General features: G+C 66.6%; 18 protein-coding genes. 10 read left to right on the forward strand and 8 right to left on the reverse strand.

Annotated features, from left to right (window positions below; all coding sequences use genetic code 11):
- Positions 1–39: 39 nt before the first annotated feature.
- Positions 40–1,290 carry a dicarboxylate/amino acid:cation symporter gene (locus ACETPF_RS09490; RefSeq protein WP_373934200.1) on the forward strand — a complete coding sequence of 417 codons (1,251 nt, stop codon included), beginning with the start codon at positions 40–42 and terminating at the stop codon, positions 1,288–1,290.
- On the opposite strand, the gene ACETPF_RS09495 is transcribed toward ACETPF_RS09490, so the two are convergent.
- From ACETPF_RS09495 to mutM, 4 genes are all read right to left on the reverse strand, one after another.
- On the reverse strand, positions 1,259–1,852 hold the full coding sequence (locus ACETPF_RS09495; RefSeq protein ID WP_373934201.1) for a peptidylprolyl isomerase: 594 nt from the start codon (positions 1,850–1,852) through the stop codon (positions 1,259–1,261). The two genes, ACETPF_RS09490 and ACETPF_RS09495, sit on opposite strands and share 32 nt — an antisense overlap.
- A 32-nt stretch (positions 1,853–1,884) precedes the next feature.
- Entirely contained in the window at positions 1,885–3,291 is a 1,407-nt protein-coding gene (gene dnaA / locus ACETPF_RS09500; RefSeq protein ID WP_373934203.1) for a chromosomal replication initiator protein DnaA, read from the reverse strand.
- 422 nt (positions 3,292–3,713) lie between these two features.
- A complete protein-coding gene (gene rpsT / locus ACETPF_RS09505; protein WP_373934204.1) occupies positions 3,714–3,977 on the reverse strand; it encodes a 30S ribosomal protein S20 in 264 nt (87 codons plus the stop codon).
- 121 nt (positions 3,978–4,098) lie between these two features.
- Positions 4,099–4,911 carry a bifunctional DNA-formamidopyrimidine glycosylase/DNA-(apurinic or apyrimidinic site) lyase gene (gene mutM / locus ACETPF_RS09510; RefSeq protein WP_373934308.1) on the reverse strand — a complete coding sequence of 271 codons (813 nt, stop codon included), beginning with the start codon at positions 4,909–4,911 and terminating at the stop codon, positions 4,099–4,101.
- Positions 4,912–4,992: 81 nt separating this feature from the next.
- On the opposite strand from mutM, the gene ACETPF_RS09515 reads away from it, so the two are divergent.
- From ACETPF_RS09515 to ACETPF_RS09550, 8 genes are all read left to right on the forward strand, one after another.
- Positions 4,993–5,724, forward strand: coding sequence for a class I SAM-dependent methyltransferase (locus tag ACETPF_RS09515; protein ID WP_373934205.1), 732 nt, complete (start codon positions 4,993–4,995; stop codon positions 5,722–5,724).
- Between the two features lie 130 nt (positions 5,725–5,854).
- Positions 5,855–7,393 (forward strand): 2-polyprenylphenol 6-hydroxylase, encoded by a 1,539-nt coding sequence (gene ubiB, locus ACETPF_RS09520; RefSeq protein WP_373934206.1) that lies wholly within the window; start codon positions 5,855–5,857, stop codon positions 7,391–7,393.
- Entirely contained in the window at positions 7,394–8,233 is an 840-nt protein-coding gene (locus ACETPF_RS09525; RefSeq protein WP_373934207.1) for a nucleotidyltransferase domain-containing protein, read from the forward strand.
- A complete protein-coding gene (coaBC, locus tag ACETPF_RS09530) occupies positions 8,230–9,471 on the forward strand; it encodes a bifunctional phosphopantothenoylcysteine decarboxylase/phosphopantothenate--cysteine ligase CoaBC (protein WP_373934208.1) in 1,242 nt (413 codons plus the stop codon). Before ACETPF_RS09525 ends, coaBC begins: the two co-directional genes overlap by 4 nt.
- On the forward strand, positions 9,449–9,895 hold the full coding sequence (gene dut / locus ACETPF_RS09535) for a dUTP diphosphatase (protein ID WP_373934209.1): 447 nt from the start codon (positions 9,449–9,451) through the stop codon (positions 9,893–9,895). Before coaBC ends, dut begins: the two co-directional genes overlap by 23 nt.
- Positions 9,896–9,899: 4 nt before the next feature.
- Entirely contained in the window at positions 9,900–10,304 is a 405-nt protein-coding gene (locus tag ACETPF_RS09540) for a hypothetical protein (protein ID WP_373934210.1), read from the forward strand.
- Positions 10,301–11,074 carry a HesA/MoeB/ThiF family protein gene (locus tag ACETPF_RS09545; RefSeq protein ID WP_373934211.1) on the forward strand — a complete coding sequence of 258 codons (774 nt, stop codon included), beginning with the start codon at positions 10,301–10,303 and terminating at the stop codon, positions 11,072–11,074. Before ACETPF_RS09540 ends, ACETPF_RS09545 begins: the two co-directional genes overlap by 4 nt.
- The gene (locus ACETPF_RS09550) at positions 11,056–11,421 is read left to right on the forward strand and encodes a DsrE family protein (RefSeq protein ID WP_373934212.1); all 366 of its coding nucleotides are present in this window, start codon (positions 11,056–11,058) and stop codon (positions 11,419–11,421) included. Before ACETPF_RS09545 ends, ACETPF_RS09550 begins: the two co-directional genes overlap by 19 nt.
- A 3-nt stretch (positions 11,422–11,424) precedes the next feature.
- Here ACETPF_RS09550 and ACETPF_RS09555 read toward each other — a convergent pair whose 3' ends face one another.
- The 4 genes from ACETPF_RS09555 to ACETPF_RS09570 form a co-directional block, all read right to left on the reverse strand.
- On the reverse strand, positions 11,425–11,604 hold the full coding sequence (locus ACETPF_RS09555) for a hypothetical protein (protein ID WP_373934213.1): 180 nt from the start codon (positions 11,602–11,604) through the stop codon (positions 11,425–11,427).
- Positions 11,605–11,662: 58 nt separating this feature from the next.
- Positions 11,663–12,742 (reverse strand): M48 family metallopeptidase, encoded by a 1,080-nt coding sequence (locus ACETPF_RS09560; protein ID WP_373934214.1) that lies wholly within the window; start codon positions 12,740–12,742, stop codon positions 11,663–11,665.
- Positions 12,743–12,745: 3 nt separating this feature from the next.
- The gene (locus tag ACETPF_RS09565; protein ID WP_373934215.1) at positions 12,746–13,798 is read right to left on the reverse strand and encodes a YjgN family protein; all 1,053 of its coding nucleotides are present in this window, start codon (positions 13,796–13,798) and stop codon (positions 12,746–12,748) included.
- Between the two features lie 75 nt (positions 13,799–13,873).
- Entirely contained in the window at positions 13,874–14,311 is a 438-nt protein-coding gene (locus tag ACETPF_RS09570) for an ExbD/TolR family protein (RefSeq protein WP_373934216.1), read from the reverse strand.
- 171 nt (positions 14,312–14,482) lie between these two features.
- Between ACETPF_RS09570 and thrS the strand changes: the two genes are divergently transcribed.
- On the forward strand, positions 14,483–16,465 hold the full coding sequence (gene thrS, locus ACETPF_RS09575) for a threonine--tRNA ligase (protein ID WP_373934309.1): 1,983 nt from the start codon (positions 14,483–14,485) through the stop codon (positions 16,463–16,465).
- Positions 16,466–16,492 lie beyond the last annotated feature (27 nt).

The following is a 16,492-nucleotide window of genomic DNA, read 5'->3' on the forward strand; positions in this document are numbered from 1 at the left end:
TGCTCTCGCCCGTTCCCCATGGGCGGGAGAAGCCATCGCATGTCGCTGACCGTCCGCATCCTGATTGGCCTGGCGCTGGGCCTCGCCAGCGGCATTGCGCTCACCGAATGGGGCGCGGCGTGGGAGGCGGACGCGGTCGCGATCGCGCAGCCTATGGGCAAGGCGTGGCTGGGCGGGCTTCAGATGCCGCTCATTCCGCTGATCTTCGCGCTGCTGGTCACGGGCATCACGCAGGCCGCCGCGACCGCGCGGGGCAATCGCATCGCCGGGCGCGCCATCGCGCTGTTCGCGATCCTGCTGCTCGCGGCCGCCAGCGTCGCGGCGCTCGCCGGGCCGATATTGCTTCGGATCTGGCCGGTGCCGTCGGGCGCGGTCGGCGCGCTGGCCGGCGCTGGCACCGTCGCCGAAGTGCCTGACGTGCGCCCCTCGGCCGAGTGGCTGCTGGGCTTCATCTCCGTGAACCCGCTCAAGGCCGCGAGCGAGGGGCAGGTGGTCGCGGTCGTGCTCTTCGCGCTCGTCTTCGGCTTTGCCGTCACGCGGATCGCCGCCGATCGCCGCGCGCTGCTCGCCGGCTTCTTCCAGGCGGCGGCCGACGCGCTGCTGGTGGTCGTCGGCTGGGTGCTGTGGCTGGCCCCCATCGGTGTGTTCGCGCTGGCGCTGGTCGCGGGCGCGCGATCGGGGCTGGCGACGGCGGGCGCGCTGCTCCACTATATCGGCTTCATCCTGCTGCTGTGCGTCATCGTGACGTTGCTCGTCTATCCGCTCGCGGTGATGGCCGGGCGGATCGGCCTCGCCCGCTTTCTGAGGGCGGCGCTCCCCGCTCAGGCCATCGCCTTCTCGACCCAAAGCTCGATCGCCTCGCTCCCCGCCATGATCCAGGCGAGCGACGGCCCCTTGAGCGTGCGCGAGACCAGCCGCTCGATCGTGCTGCCACTCGCCATCTCGCTGTTCCGCGTCACCAGTCCGACCGCCAATCTGGGCGTCGCGATCTACGTCGCGGGGATGAACGGGGTGCCGCTGGGCGCCATGCAGCTCATCCTGGGCGTCGCCGTCGCCGCGATCGTCAGCCTGGCGGCGGTGGGCCTGCCGAGCCAGATCACCTTCTTCACCACCACCGGCCCCATCTGCCTCGCCATGGGGGTGCCGGTGGAGGCGCTGCCGCTGCTGCTGGCGGTGGAGACGGTGCCGGACATTTTCCGCACCGTCGGCAACGTCACCGCCGATCTGGCGGTGACGCGGATCATCGACCAGTCGTCGGTCAGGGAAAGCGACGCGCCGCCAGAATCTTGACCGGCGCTTCGAGCATCTGCCCCTTCATCACCCCCTCGCCCGCGGTCGGCGACTTGGGTTGGGCCAGGATCGCCCTCACGACATCCATCCCCTCGACCACATGGGCGAAGACGGCAAAACCCTGATTGTCGCCGGCCGCCTGCGGCTGCGCGTCCATCGCGGGCATCTTGCCCAGCACGATGAAGAAATCCCCGGTCGCGCTGCCCGGCGCGTAGCGCGCCATCGACAGAGCGCCATCGTCATGGGTGAGGCCGGTCAGCGTGGTCGGCTCATGCTTGATCGGCGGCAGGATGCGTTTGGGATCATTCTGCACCCCGCCCTGCACGAAGCCATAGTCGGCCGTGCCGACGCCCCGATAGAATAGCGTGCCGTCGAACCGCTTCTGGTCGACATATTTCAGGAAATTGCCCGCCGTCACCGGCGCCTTGCCGGGATGGACGGAAATGACGATCCGCCCCAGGCTTGTCTCCAGCGCGACCCGCACATCGTCGGGCGACGTCTGCGCGGCGGCAGGCGAGAGGGTGAAGGCGGCGAGGAGCAGGAGGAGGAGCTGGCGAATCATGGGCTCCAGCCTAACGTCCCCGCTCCGGCGCGTCAGCCCTCCAGCTGGCGCAGGAGCGCGCGGATGTCGGCGTCGATCTCCGGGTTGCTCTCGCGCAGGGCTTCGATCGTGCGGACCGCGTGGATCACCGTGCTGTGATCGCGCCCGCCAAAGATGCGGCCGATTTCAGGAAGCGAGCGCGGCGTCATCTTCTTGGCGAGATACATCGCCACCTGGCGCGGCCGGGCGACCGCGCGGGCGCGGCGCTTGGAGCGCATTTCGGCCGGGTCGATCTTGTAATGGGCGGCGCACGCCTTCTGGATTTCGTCGACGGTGATGCGCCGTGCGTGCGCCCGCACCGCGTCCGCCAGCATCCCCTGCGCGAAATCCAGGTCGATCGAACGGCCGGTCAGCTGCCCATAGGCGACCAGCTTGTTGAACGCCCCCTCCAGCTCGCGCACATTCGACCGGATCGAGCGGGCGAGAAAATCGATGACGGCGTCCGGCACTGGCGGATCGCCCGCAACCAGCCGCTTGGCTTCGAGAATCGCGAGCCGCAGGTCCAGGCCCGCCGGCTGGATGTCGGCCACCAGCCCGCCGGCCAGCCGCGACAGGATGCGCGCGTCGATCGATTCGAGTAGTTGCGGCGCGCGGTCGGCGGTCACGACGATGCGCGCGCCCGCGTCGATCAGGTCGTTGACGGTGTGGAGAAATTCCTCCTGCGTCGATCCCTTGCCGGCGATGAACTGGATGTCGTCGATCAGCAGCAGCCGCGCCGCGCGCAACCGCGCCTTGAACGCCATGGTCTCGTTCGCGCGCATGGCGCTGACGAACTCCATCATGAAGCGCTCGGCCGACATATAGAGCACCGGCGCGGCGGGCGAATGGGCGGAGAAGGCGCGCGCGATGGCATGGAGCAAATGGGTCTTCCCCTGACCCGTGCCGCCATGGATGAAGAGCGGGCTAAAGCGCGGGGTGGCCTCGCCGGCCATGGCCTGCGCCGCCGAACAGGCGAGCCGGTTGGTTTCGCCCACGACGAAATCCTCAAACCCATGGCGCGGCAGGAAATTGGACGCGGCGACAGGCGTTTCGGCCGGCTTTTCCGCCGCCGGCTCGACATGCACGACCTCCAGCAGGCGCGGCCCGGCGGCTTCGGCCGCGCGGCGCACCCGCACCTCGCGCACGCCCACATTGGCGGCGCGCCAGGCGAGCCGAAGCCGGTCGCCGAACTGGCCCGACACGAAATTGGCGCTGAAATCGCTTGCGACCAGAAGGTCGAGCGTCTGCGATTCGGGGCAATAATCGCCCAGCCGCACGGGTTTCAGCCACTGGTCGAACATGCGCGCGCCCACGTCGCGGCGCAGACCGGCGCGGATGCTCGTCCAGGCGGATTCCAGGGCGTCGTCCGCCCGGATCACAGCGCCTTCCTGCCAAGCCACCACACGCACGCTATCCTTCATAATCCTGCCATTCCCCACCTTGTCACGCCCCCGTCCGGGCAGGAAAACTCGACGCAAGAAACCCGGTCGGAAAAGCCCCCGCTTCCCCGAGTCCTTGCGACGATCGATCTCAATGACGGCCGCGAGAGGTGATTCGACAGCGGCCGGATTTCAAAAATAGACAGGGGCGCAGTGCCGGATCAAGGCCGGATCGGGTCAAAAAAATGAAATAAAGGGTTTGACGACGCAAAGCCGCCGAAAACAGCCGGAAGAAAAATAGCTTCTATATTTCAATGATTTAAACGCCATCCACCATGCTGCGACGCGTCGAATCGCGGGAAAAGCGTCATTACATCCGGGTTACCAAATCATGACCCAAACGCCGAAAGGCCCGCACCGGCGATCCGGTGCGGGCCTTGCAATTCGACCAGTGTCGAATGGGGTCAGGCGAGCGCGCTGACAGCCTTGGTCAGGCGGCCGAACTTGCGCGAAGCGGTATTCTTGTGCAGCACGCCGCGCGCCACGCCGCGCGCGAGTTCCGGCTGCACGGTGGCAAGCGCGGTGGCGGCGGCGTCCTTGTCGCCGGCGGTGATGGCGGCTTCCACCTTCTTCACCAGGGTGCGGATCCGGCTGATGCGGGCGCCGTTGATCGCGGCGCGACGCTCATTGCGACGGATGCGCTTCTTGGCTTGCGGCGTATTGGCCATTGATGTTCCTCGGTTCTCGTCAAATCTTGGGACAAGAGGCCCGATCAGATTCGCCGACCAGCCTCGTGAAGGTGCGCCCCTTACAGGGGAACACCGCACCCGTCAACGGGGCGGAGCCGCGCTATTTCTGGCATTTCGCGCAGAAGAAGGTGGAGCGCCCCCCATCGACTCGGCGCTGGACCGTGCCGCCGCACGGGCATGGCTCGCCCTCGCGCCCATAGACGCGCCACTGCTTGGAAAAATAGCCGAGTTCCCCGTCCGGCCGGGCATAATCGCGCAGCGTCGATCCGCCGGCGGTGATTGCGGCGCTCAGCACCGTGCGAATCGCCTCCACCAGCAAAGCGAGGCGCGGTCGGCTGATCTTGCCCGCCGCCCGCGTCGGCGCGATGCCCGCCATGTTGAGCGCCTCGCACACGTAGATATTGCCCAGGCCCGCGACGATCCGCTGGTCGAGCAGCGCCGCCTTGATCGAGGTCGCCTTGCCCTTGAGCGCGGCGGCGAGCCGGGCGGCGTCGAACGCCTCGCCCAGCGGCTCCGGCCCCATGCGGGTGAAGGGCGCATAGGCTTCCCACGCATCCGCGCGCACCAGGTCCACCGATCCGAATCGCCGGGGATCGTTGAGCGACAGCAGCCGCCCGCCGCCCGTCTCGATCAGCAGATGATCGTGTGCGCCGATCGCGGCCGGGTCGATCCGCCAGCGGCCCGACATACCCAAGTGGAAGATCATCATGTCGCCCCGATCGGTTTCGATGAGGCCATATTTGGCGCGACGGGAGAGGCCGGTGACGGTCGCGCCGGTGAGCCGCTGGCGTAGGTCGACGGGGATGGGGAAGCGCAGGTCCGCGCGACGCGGCTCCACCCGCGACAGGGTGGCGCCTTGCAATACGGATCGCAGGCCAGCGACGGTGGTTTCGACTTCGGGAAGCTCGGGCATAAAGTCCATCTAGGCATGGGCGCATTCCATTCCCAGCTTCTTGGCTGGAACGGGACACAATCTCTGTCTAGAGGGCTTTGCATGAGCGAAACAGCATCCTTCGGCTATCGCGACGTCGATGCCGCCGAGAAAGCGGGCATGGTCCGCGAAGTCTTCTCCAATGTGGCGGGCAAATATGACCTGATGAACGACGCCATGTCGGGCGGCGCGCATCGGCTGTGGAAGGACCAGTTCGTGCGCCGGGTGAAGCCGCGTGCGGGGGAGCAGATTCTCGACATGGCGGGCGGCACCGGCGACATTGCGTTCCGGATGCACCGCCATGGCGCGCAGGTGACGGTGTCGGACATCAACCCCGAGATGCTCGCCGTCGGCGTCGAGCGGGCGCAGAAGAAGGGCTATGAGGGGCTGATCTGGTCGGAGCAGAATGCCGAGGAACTGACATTTGGCGACCGGGCGTTCGACGCCTACACGATCGCCTTCGGCATCCGCAACGTGACCCATATCGACAAGGCGCTGACGGAAGCCCACCGCGTTCTGAAATATGGCGGGCGCTTCTTCTGCCTGGAATTTTCGACCACCAGCTGGCCGGGCTTCTCGGACGTCTATGACGTTTATTCCCACAAGCTGGTGCCGCAGCTGGGCAAGATCTTCGCCAATGATGCGGACAGCTACCGCTACCTCATCGAATCGATCCGCCGCTTTCCTGACATGCCAAAGTTCGAGGGCATGATCCGCGAGGCGGGCTTTGTGAACACGAAGGTCGAGCCGATCCTGGGCGGTCTTGTCGCGATTCATTCGGGCTGGAAGGCGTGATGCGCCCCACAAACGAAAAGCCCCTGCCCTTGAGGGGAGGGGTTGGGGTGGGGCGTTGCCCCAAGCGCTGCTCCATAAGGCCAAGCCCCACCCCCACCCCCTCCCCTGAAGGGGAGGGGAGCATTTAGTCATGACCTCCCACGCCACCCATATCTGGCGGCTCCTGAAATGGGGCCGCACACTGGCGCGGCATGGCGCGCTGACCGGCATCGAGCGCGATCCGCTGACCCCCGCGCCGGTGCGTCGCCTCGTCCGCCTCGCCCGGTTCGGCGCGCGAGTCCCCGCGCAGCCGCGCTATGCCGACGCGTTCCAAGCGATCGGCCCGGCCGCGATCAAGCTCGGCCAGACGCTCGCCACCCGCCCTGATCTGGTGGGGGAGGCCGCAGCCACCGACCTGCTCCGTCTTCAGGATGCGCTGCCACCCGTTCCGTTCGAGACGATCCGCGCCGAGATCGAACAGAGCTTTGGCCGTCCGTTGGAGGCGCTTTACAGCCGCTTTGACGAAACGCCTGTCGGCGCAGCGTCGATCGCCCAGGTGCATCGCGCGCTTACCACCGACGGGCGCGATGTGGCGGTCAAGGTCATTCGCCCCGGCGTCATCGACCAGTTCAACCGCGACATCCAGACCTATGAATGGGCCGCCGCCCATGTGGAGCAGCTGGGCGGCGAGATCGCCCGGCTGCGCCCGCGCCTCGTCATCGCCAACATGAAGCGCTGGACGGCGCGCGAGCTGGATCTGCGCCGCGAAGCCGCTTCCGCCTCCGAACTCGCCGAAGCGATGGAGGCGATGCCGGGATACCGCATTCCTGAGATCGACTGGGACCGCACCACCGGCCGCGTCATGACGATGGAGTGGATCGACGGCGTCAAGATCGCCGATCGCGCGGCGCTGATCGCGGCGGGGCATGACGTGAAGGAACTCGCAAGCCGCCTCGTCAACGCATTCCTGCGGCAGGCGATCGCTGAGGGCTTCTTCCACGCCGACATGCACCAGGGCAATCTGTTCGTGACGCCCAATGGCGATATCGTCGCCATCGACTTCGGCATCATGGGCCGGATCGACCGGCGCGCGCGCATGTGGCTGGCGGAGATTCTTTACGGCCTCATCACCGGCAATTACCGCCGCGTCGCCGAAATCCATTTCGAGGCGCAATATGTGCCCGCCCACCATAATGTCGCCGAGTTCGCGACCGCGCTGCGCGCCGTGGGCGAACCGATGCGCGGCAAGCCGGTGCGCGAGCTTTCCGTGGGCGGGATGCTCGACGGGCTGTTCGCCATCACCCGCGACTTCGACATGCAGACCCAGCCGCATCTGCTGCTGCTGCAAAAGACGATGGTGATGGTGGAGGGCGTGGCCACCGCGCTCGACCCCGACATCAACCTGTGGGAAACCAGCGGCCCCTATGTCCGCGAATGGCTGCGCACCGAACTCGGGCCGGAGGCGAAGGCCGCCGACACGCTGATCGAGAACTGGCGCACGCTCCAGCGGCTCCCCGCCCTCGTCCGCCGTATCGAGGACGCCTTCCCGGAGAAAGGCGGCGCGCCACCGCCCCCGCCGCTGACCGAAGTCAAGCTGATCCGCGTCGGCGGCGGCTGGCGCTATGCGCTGGTGGCGGTGCTGGCGGCGGCGGCCGGGGCTGGCGCGATGTTCCTTGGATCCCATCTTTAGATGACCATGTTTCCGTCGATCCGATCCATCCCCGACAGCTTCGATGCGACAGCGGTCCACCATATCGACGAGCGGCTTGCCCAAATCGAGACACAGGACCATGTCGTAATCGGGTGGGCCATAGAGAGCGGGAGCAGGGCGTGGGGCTTCCCATCCCCCGACAGCGATTATGACTGCCGCTTCCTGTTTGTCCGGCGCGCAGACGACTATCTCTCCCCTTGGGTCCGACGCGATGTGATCGAAACGCCTCTGGACGGTGATCTGGATGTCAACGGCTGGGACTTGGGCAAGGCGATCAAGCTGCTGCTTAAGGGCAACGCTGTGGTGATCGAATGGCTGACTTCGCCGATTGCATATCGGGGCGACATCTGGCTGCGCGAGCAACTGCTTGATCTGGCCCGCCGCTTCACAGATCGTGATGCGGTGGCCCGCCATTATCTGCATTTGGGCGAGGGCCAACGGCGCGCCTATTTTTCGGACGACAAGAATGTCGGAATGAAGAAGCTCTTCTACGCGCTTCGACCCGCTGCCGCACTGCGTTGGATGCGGTTGCATCCTCAAGAAAGGGTAGCCCCGATGCATTTCCCGACACTGATGGATCAATGCGACCCCCCGTACGACCTAGTGCCGATCGTTTCCGACCTCATCAGGCGCAAAGCCGAAACCAAGGAAATGGGCAGCGCTCCTCTTCCCGCTCCGGTCAGCGCCTTCGTGGACTCGGAATTTGCGGCTGCTCGCGATCATTTCGCGCCACGAAGCACATCGACGAGTGTTGAGGGCAGAGAGGCTGCCGAAGCACTTTTCCGCAATGCCGTTGGGCGATATGCACAGTTCTCATGACCCCACGCGTCCTCCTCATCGTCTCCGGCGGCATCGCGGCCTATAAGGCGCTGGAGCTTGTCCGTCTGCTCAAGCGGCGCGGTATTGCGGTGCGGGCGGTGCTGACCGAGAGCGCCAGGCAGTTCGTCACGCCGCTCAGCCTTGGCGTCCTCACCGAAGATCATGTCTATGGCGACATGTTCGACCTCAAGGAAGAGCGCGAGATCGGACATATTCAGCTCAGCCGTCAGGCCGATCTGGTGGTCGTCGCACCCGCGACCGCGAATATTCTGGCGCGGATGGCGAACGGCATGGCCGACGATCTGGCGACGACGCTGCTGCTCGCCACCGACAAGCCGGTGCTGGCGGTGCCGGCCATGAACGTGCGCATGTGGCATCATCGTGCGACCCGGCGGAACCTCGACACGCTGCGCGGCGACGGCATCCACATATTGGAGCCGGCGAGCGGCTCCATGGCCTGCGGCGAATATGGCAAGGGCCGGCTGCCCGAGCCTGAGGAGATCGTGACCGAGATCGAGCGGCTCCTTGCCCTTCCCCGCCCCGCCGATCCTCTGGCCGGACAGCCCGATTTCGCCGGCGATGACCTGCCGCTCACCGGCAAGCACATCCTCGTCACCGCCGGACCCACGCATGAGCCGATCGACCCGGTGCGCTACATCGCCAACCGATCGTCGGGCAAGCAGGGCTTCGCCATCGCCGCCGCCGCCGCGCGGGCCGGGGCGCGGGTCACGCTGGTGGCGGGGCCGGTGCACGTGCCGACACCCGCCGGAGTCGATCGGGTGGACGTGGAGACGGCGCGGGACATGCTGGCCGCCGTCGAGACCGCACTGCCCGCCGACGCCGCGATCATGGTCGCCGCCGTCGCCGACTGGCGCACCGCCGACGCCGCCGACCAGAAGATCAAGAAGGACGGTTCGGGCCAGCCCGCGCCGCTGGCGCTCGTCGAAAACCCCGACATCCTCGCCACGCTTGGCCACCACCTCCGGCGCCCCGCCCTGCTCGTCGGCTTCGCCGCCGAAACCGAAAAAATCGCCGATCATGCCCAAGCCAAGCTTACCAAAAAGGGCGCGGACTGGATCGTCGCCAATGACGTTTCCGGCGACGTGATGGGCGGCGACAGCAATGCGGTGCAGATCGTGACCGCCGCCGGCATCGACGTCTGGCCGCCGCTGCCCAAGAACCAGGTCGCCACCCGCCTCATCGAGAAAGTCGCCCATGCCCTCGCCCATCGAGATTAAACTAAAGCGCCTGCCCCATGGCGAAGGGCTGCCTGTCCCCGCTTATGCTACCGCACATGCCGCCGGCATGGACGTGGTCTCGGCGGAGGATGTGATCTTGCCCCCCGGCGGCCGTCATGCGGTCGCGACCGGCTTCGCCATGGCGATCCCGCAAGGCTATGAAGTTCAGGTCCGCCCGCGCTCCGGCCTCGCGCTCAAGCATGGCATCAGCCTGCCCAATACGCCCGGCACGATCGACGCCGATTATCGGGGGGAGTTGAAGGTCATCCTCATCAACCTTGGCGACCAGCCCTTCGTCATCGCGCGCGGCGACCGCATCGCCCAGCTCGTCGCTGCCCCGGTGCAGCTTGCCAGCTTCGCGGAAGTCGATAGTCTGGACGAGACCGCGCGTGGACAGGGCGGTTTCGGGTCGACAGGAGTGTGATGCGATGACGATGCTGATTTCGCTGCTGCTGGCCGTCGCCGCTCCCGGAGCCGCCGCGCTTCCGCCGATGCCCGAGGATATCAGCGCCGTGCCGGTGATTCATGGCTGGCAGGGCCGCCGCGTGTCGCCGCGCTGGTCGGAGGATGTCGCGCGCTTCTACCGCAAGGGCGAGTGTTCGAGCGCGGTCAGCTATGAAGGGTCGTGGCTGCTGGAAATCGACATGCTCTTCCTGCTCTCGCCCGAAGGCAAGCCGCTCAAGATCGCCCCGGTCAACGCCCGCTGCCCCGAAGTCGAACGCTTCGTCAGCGCGCGCATCCTCAGCCTGCTGGGCAAGAGCTTTCCCGCCGGCGGCACGCAGCCACGCTGGATGCGCTCGCAGGTGCGGTTCCTCTGGTCCGACGCCCCATGACATTGACCGACGATCAGCTGGATCGTTACGCCCGCCATATCATCCTCAAGGAAATCGGCGGCGCGGGACAGATGCGGCTGTTGTCGGCCGATGTCGCGGTGATCGGCGCGGGCGGGATCGGCAGCCCGGCCATCCTCTATCTCGCGGCGGCCGGGGTCGGGCGCATTCGCGTGATCGACGATGACGCGGTGGCGCTCTCCAATCTTCAGCGGCAGATCGCGTTCGGCACGCAAGATGTCGGCGCGCCCAAAGCAGAAGCCGCGCGTGCCGCCGTCGCGCGGCTCAACCCGGACGTCACGCTCATCCCCATTAACGCCCGGATCGATGCGGACAATGCCGCGCTGGTCCTGCGCGACGCCGACGTGATCCTGGACGGCTGCGACAATTTCACCACCCGCCTCGCCGTGGCCGACGCGGCGCAGCGGCTCCGCATCCCACTCGTGTCGGCGGCGGTCGGCCCGTTCGAGGGGCAGCTCGCCACCTATCGCGGATGGGAGGCGGACAAGCCCTGCTATCGCTGCCTGGTCGGCGCGCCCGACGACGCACCGGAGCGCAACTGCGCCGAAACCGGCGTGCTCGGCGCGCTCACCGGCACGATCGGCAGCCTCGCCGCGCTCGAAACCCTCCGCCAGATCGTGCCCTTCGGCGCGGACATGGCGGGCCGGCTGCTGATCGCCGACCTGCTCTCGATGCGATTTCGTACCCTTGCCGTGTCCAAGGATCCGGGCTGCGCCGGATGCGCCATGGATCTATGCGTCCCCTCGCTCTGATCGTCGCCACGCCCGACCCGGAAAGGCTGCGCGGCGCACTCGCTTTGGCGGCGGCGCAGGCGGCGCTGGGCGGGTCGGCCAGCCTGTTCCTGCAACTCGACGCCGTCGCGCTGCTGCGCGCGCCGATATGCGCGCCGCAGGATGCCGCGCACCGCGCCGCCGGTCTCCCCGATCTTGCGACCCTGATGGAGGAAGCGCGGGCGATCGGCGTCCGCCTTATCGCCTGCCAGAGCGGGCTGGCGCTTGCCGGCCTGTCCGCGACCGACCTGCCGCCCGGCGTTGAGACCGCCGGCCCGGTCGCACTGATTCAGGGCCTGTCCGAAGACGCCCGGCTGCTGTTCGTCTGACGCTTAACGGATAACGGGGAAAATCCGGCTCAGCTTCTGCGCGGTCGCCGCGCCCGTCGTCGCCTGCGTCCCGAGCGTGTCAGGAGCCCCGGCAGCAAGACCCGGCAGCAGCCCGATATGCGCCGCGCCCCAGAAGGCGGCATAGCATATGAGCGCTGCCAGCGCGTAACGCATCGTCTTCATCGGCCGCCTCCTTTCCGGCCGCCTGCATAAAGACTGTGCAGGATGCATTCAACCGCGATCAGAAGGGGCGGCCCCAGGCGTCCTCCACGCTGGGATCGGACTTGCAGCTGCGCCGCAGCGCCTGCCACTGGGCCGCGTCCAGCGCCGGGCGATAGGCCGCGCCGCGCTGCACCGCCGCCTCGAACCGCTTGCGCCGGTCGGCCGACAGCGGGTGGGACGACAGCCAGGTCATCGCCCGCTCGACGTCCGCGCCCTCGCCCTTGCCGCCCATCCGCTCGAAAAAAGCGGCGGTGCCGGCCGGGGAAATCCGGGCGGCGCGCATCTGCGCGATGGCGACGCTGTCCGCCGCATCCTCCGCCTTGCGCCCGTAGGTCAAGGACAGGACGCCGTTGAGATAGCCGCCCGCGTCGCCGGCGAACCCGCCCAGCAGCACGCTGAGTCCCAGTTGCCGCACCAGCCCGGTCATCGTGTCGCGGTGGCGCACATGGCCGAGTTCATGCCCCAGCACGCCCGCCACCTCGTCGGGCGATCCCGCTTGCTGGATGAGCCCGTCGAACAGGATGATCCGCCCGCCCGGCAAGGTGACGGCGTTGACCAGCGGGATGTTGGCGACCACCACGTCGCGCGCCTCGGCATCGGGGTCGATCCGCGCGACGAGCGCCGCCAGCGCCTTGTCGCCGGCAGGCGTGCTGCATATGCGGCCGCCGAAATCGCCGACCATCGCGTCGCCCATGCGGTTCTCCCAGCTTTGCGGGATCATCGGCGCGATCAACGAGGGCGCTTCCAGCGCGCCCCACACCACCAGCCCGGCGATGACGGTGAAGGCGGCCGCCGCCCGCCACAGCCCGAACCGGTCGACCCAGCGGCCATAGCGCTCCGCTCGTGGCAGCCGCGCCGCGATATCGGGCGGCGCGTTTCCGGCAAAGCCCACGCGCCATCCGGGCAGCGCGTGGTGGCCGTAAGCCGACCGCCCCTTGTCCGCGCCGATGACGGTCAGGTCATCCCATGCGACCGGCTCGCCGGTCCAGCCGCTTTCAGGCTCCGTCAGCCGGAAATGCGCGTCATCCTCCGCCACGAGCGCCACCGCGCGCCGCACGGCGGTGACGCCGTCATAATGCCAGAGGCGGAATTCCTCCACGGGTTAGAAGGCGCCCACATCCAGCGCGTCGAGCAGCCCTTCGCCATGGCGGGCCGTGCGGGTCTGCGACTGGGTGAGTTCGTCGGTGAAGATTTCGCCGGTCACGCCCATATGGGTGATGAAGAATTTCCAGTGCCGATATTGCAGGAAGATCGCGCCGATCCCGAGCGTGCCGATCACCAGCGCGATGTCGCCCAGGAACAGCATGATCCACTCGCGGGTCTTGGCATAGAAATGGAAGTTGAGCCCGGCGAGCGACAAACCATCGACCGCGACGCGGAAGAATTTGGCGTAGAAGGCCAGCGCGATCAGACCGAGGCCGATGTAGAACCCAACGCCAAGCGCGAAAATCAGAAAGGAGGAACCGGAGCTTGGCCGGCTCCTGCTGGCGAAGGTTATTCCCACCAGCGCAAATAATCCGAGCGGCGCCAAATAGAAGAGCAGAAACCGCTTCATCGTCGGCCCATGCTCGCCCGCCGATTCAAACATATGCGGGCCGAAGCTCATCTTGTTCCAGCGTTCGTTCCACAGCGACATCATCGACCAGGGGATCATGAGCCCCGCCGCCAGCGTGCCGACGAAGCTTTTCCAGATATAGGACACGCCATAGCCCCAGCCGGCGTCGTCGCTCCCTCCCCTTATCCCGTGCCACCAGGTGCGGCTGAGCCGATACCGCAAGGCGCGAAAGCGGGCGAGGCCGACCATGTAGAAGATGACGAAGAAGGCGACGAAGGTCAGGATCGCGGCGATCCCGCCATGCCCCTGAAGAACCAGCGCCTGCGCCCCGAACTGGATGAAGAAGAAAGGCAGGCCGATGAGCAGGATCACCATCAGGAAGCCGATGAACAGCTCAAGCCCTGTGCCGGTCCATTCCAGCCGGTCGTCGATGAAGCGGGTATTCGCCCAGAGATAGCGCCGCGTCCGCGTCGTCGCCCAGAAGCGATAAAAGCCCAGCGTCACGATCGTCAGCAGCAAATTAGTGAAGGCGATCGGCGCATAGTCCCGCCAATCGCCCTCGAACGCGAATCCTTCACGCCCGATCTGTTCCTCGTCCATGCCCCATGTCCCCCGAAATCCCCGGCGGGCAGGAAAGATCAGGGACTTATACAGGTCAAGCGAAAAGCGGTGTCCTCAAAACTCCCGATAGCGCTCATTCCCCACGAACCCCATCCGCGTCACGCCCGCGCGGCGGATGTCGGCCAGCACTTCGTCGACGATGATGTAGCGTGCCTGCGCGTCGGGCTGGAACTGCAATTCCGGTTCCACCGGCAGCCGCAGCGACGCGGCGAGATACCGGCGCAGCGTCAGCCGGTCGACCGCCGCGCCATTCCAGCGGATGAGGCCGGCGGCGTCGATCGTCACCTTGTTCTTGACGGGATCGGGTTTGGCCAAGGTCTGGTCGGGCTGCGGCTGTGGCAGGTCCACGCCTACGCTGTGCGTCTGGATGGGGATCGTGATGATGAACATGATGAGCAGCACCAGCATCACGTCGATCAGCGGGGTGGTGTTCATGTCGCTCATCGGCGCGCCGTCCGGGGCGCCGCGGGGTCTTGCAAAGCTCAAAGCCATCTGTCCCTCCTCATGCTGATTATGATATAACAGCACATCGATGATGCGCCTTTGGCTTCGAGCTGGCAAGAGGGCTTCTATTGACAGGATGGACCGCCCATTTAAGGGGAAGGCGCGGCTTTTTGCCGGCCGCGCCCTTATCCTTCATCAGAGAGTTTCCCCGTGTCCGCCATGCTCAAGATCACCCTGCCCGACGGTAACGTGCGCGAAGTCGCGCCCGGCACCACCCCGGCGGACATTGCGGCGGCGATCGGGCCGGGGCTTGCCAAGGCGGCGATCGCCGCGCGAGTCGACGGCGAATTGCGCGACATCGGCCGCCCGCTGGAAGCGGACGCGACCCTTGCGCTGGTGACGGCGAAGGATGAGGCCGACGCGCTGGAGCTCGCCCGTCACGACTTCGCCCATATCCTGGCCGAAGCGGTGCAGGCGCTCTTCCCCGGCACGCAGATCACTTTCGGTCCCGCGACCGAGGATGGCTTCTATTACGACTTCGCGCCGAAGGATCGCCCCTTCACCGAGGAAGACCTGCCGGCGATAGAAGCGAAGATGCGCGAGATCATCGCCGCCGACAAGGTGTTGCGTCGCGAGGTGATCGATCGCGACACGCTGATCGCGCAGTGGGAAGCTGCGGGCGAAACGTTCAAGGCGCAGTGGGCGGCCGAACTGCCGCAGGGCGAGGAACTGACCGTCTATCATAGCGGTGACGGGTGGTACGACATGTGCCGGGGGCCGCATCTTGCCTCGACTGGAAAGCTCGACCCGGCGGCGTTCAAGCTGACCCGCGTGTCGGGGGCTTACTGGCGCGGCGACCAGAAGAATGCGATGCTGAGCCGCATCTACGGCACCGGCTGGCTGAACAAGAAGCAGCTCGACGCGCACCTGATGCGCCTCGAAGAAGCGGCCAAGCGCGATCATCGCAAGCTGGGCGCGGAGATGGACCTGTTCCACCTCCAGCAGGAAGCGCATGGGTCGGTGTTCTGGCACCCCAAGGGCTATGTGATCTGGCGCGCGCTGGAAGCCTATATGCGCCGCGCGATCGACGACGCCGGCTATCGCGAGGTCAAGACCCCACAGGTGATGGACGCGCGCCAGTGGGAGCAGTCGGGCCATTGGGGCAAATATCGCGAAAATATGTTCGTCATCCCCGACGAAGTGCCGAACGTCGCGGACGAAGGCCCGCTGGTTTCGGACGATGCCGAGTGGATGGCCTTGAAGCCCATGAACTGCCCCGCGCATGTCCTGATCTTCCGCCAGGGGATCAAGAGCTATCGCGACCTGCCCCTGCGCTTCTACGAAAATGGTTGCTGCCACCGCAACGAGCCGCATGGCGCGCTCCACGGGCTGATGCGGGTGCGCCAGTTCACGCAGGACGACGCGCATATCTTCTGCCGCGAGGACCAGATCGTCGAGGAAGTCCGCGCCTTCTGCGCGCTCGCCGACCGCATCTACAAGGATTTCGGTTTCACCTATTCGATCAAGCTCGCCCTGCGCCCCGAAAAGCGCTTCGGCACGGAGGAGATGTGGGACAAGGCGGAGGAGGAACTGCGCAACGCGGTCGCCGCCGCGGGGTTGAATACCCCCGACTATGGCTGGGAAGAATTGCCGGGCGAAGGCGCCTTTTACGCGCCCAAGCTGGAATGGCACCTGACCGACGCGATCGGGCGGACCTGGCAGGTCGGCACGATCCAGTCGGACCGCGTGCTGCCCGAGCGCCTCGACGCCAGCTATGTGGGCGAGGATGGCGAACGCCACCGGCCGGTGATGCTCCACCGCGCGATCTTCGGCAGCTATGAACGCTTCATCGGTATATTGATCGAACATTATGCGGGCCGCTTCCCGCTCTGGCTCGCGCCATGCCAAGCGGTCGTTGCGACCATTGTGTCCGACGCCGACGATTATGCCCGCGACGTTGTGGCGCAGTTGCGCGCCGCCGGCATCCGCGCCGAAGTCGATACCCGCAACGAAAAGATCAACTACAAGGTGCGCGAGCACAGCCTGGCCAAGGTGCCCAACCTCCTCGTCGTCGGCCGGCGCGAGGCGGACGAAGGCACGGTGGCGCTGCGCGAACTGGGCAAGTACGGGCAGAGCGTCCTTTCCGTCACCGATGTCATCGCCCGGCTTGCAAAAGAGGCGCAGGCACCCGATATGCGGTGAGGCAGAAATGCCGCAAGGGTGCGTGAT

This window comes from Sphingobium agrisoli, from assembly GCF_041877245.1.
Classification (GTDB): domain Bacteria; phylum Pseudomonadota; class Alphaproteobacteria; order Sphingomonadales; family Sphingomonadaceae; genus Sphingobium.

Coding starts and splice junctions, on each gene's coding strand:
- ACETPF_RS09540 (WP_373934210.1), top strand. CDS start 9,900: ATGACGATGCTGATTTCGCTGCTGCTGGCCGTCGCCGCTCCCGGAGCC.
- mutM (WP_373934308.1), bottom strand. CDS start 4,911: ATGCCCGAGCTTCCCGAAGTCGAAACCACCGTCGCTGGCCTGCGATCC.
- ACETPF_RS09515 (WP_373934205.1), top strand. CDS start 4,993: ATGAGCGAAACAGCATCCTTCGGCTATCGCGACGTCGATGCCGCCGAG.
- ubiB (WP_373934206.1), top strand. CDS start 5,855: ATGACCTCCCACGCCACCCATATCTGGCGGCTCCTGAAATGGGGCCGC.
- rpsT (WP_373934204.1), bottom strand. CDS start 3,977: ATGGCCAATACGCCGCAAGCCAAGAAGCGCATCCGTCGCAATGAGCGT.
- dut (WP_373934209.1), top strand. CDS start 9,449: ATGCCCTCGCCCATCGAGATTAAACTAAAGCGCCTGCCCCATGGCGAA.
- dnaA (WP_373934203.1), bottom strand. CDS start 3,291: ATGAAGGATAGCGTGCGTGTGGTGGCTTGGCAGGAAGGCGCTGTGATC.
- ACETPF_RS09570 (WP_373934216.1), bottom strand. CDS start 14,311: ATGGCTTTGAGCTTTGCAAGACCCCGCGGCGCCCCGGACGGCGCGCCG.
- ACETPF_RS09565 (WP_373934215.1), bottom strand. CDS start 13,798: ATGGACGAGGAACAGATCGGGCGTGAAGGATTCGCGTTCGAGGGCGAT.
- ACETPF_RS09545 (WP_373934211.1), top strand. CDS start 10,301: ATGACATTGACCGACGATCAGCTGGATCGTTACGCCCGCCATATCATC.
- ACETPF_RS09550 (WP_373934212.1), top strand. CDS start 11,056: ATGCGTCCCCTCGCTCTGATCGTCGCCACGCCCGACCCGGAAAGGCTG.
- ACETPF_RS09525 (WP_373934207.1), top strand. CDS start 7,394: ATGACCATGTTTCCGTCGATCCGATCCATCCCCGACAGCTTCGATGCG.
- ACETPF_RS09495 (WP_373934201.1), bottom strand. CDS start 1,852: ATGATTCGCCAGCTCCTCCTCCTGCTCCTCGCCGCCTTCACCCTCTCG.
- ACETPF_RS09490 (WP_373934200.1), top strand. CDS start 40: ATGTCGCTGACCGTCCGCATCCTGATTGGCCTGGCGCTGGGCCTCGCC.
- ACETPF_RS09555 (WP_373934213.1), bottom strand. CDS start 11,604: ATGAAGACGATGCGTTACGCGCTGGCAGCGCTCATATGCTATGCCGCC.
- coaBC (WP_373934208.1), top strand. CDS start 8,230: ATGACCCCACGCGTCCTCCTCATCGTCTCCGGCGGCATCGCGGCCTAT.
- thrS (WP_373934309.1), top strand. CDS start 14,483: ATGCTCAAGATCACCCTGCCCGACGGTAACGTGCGCGAAGTCGCGCCC.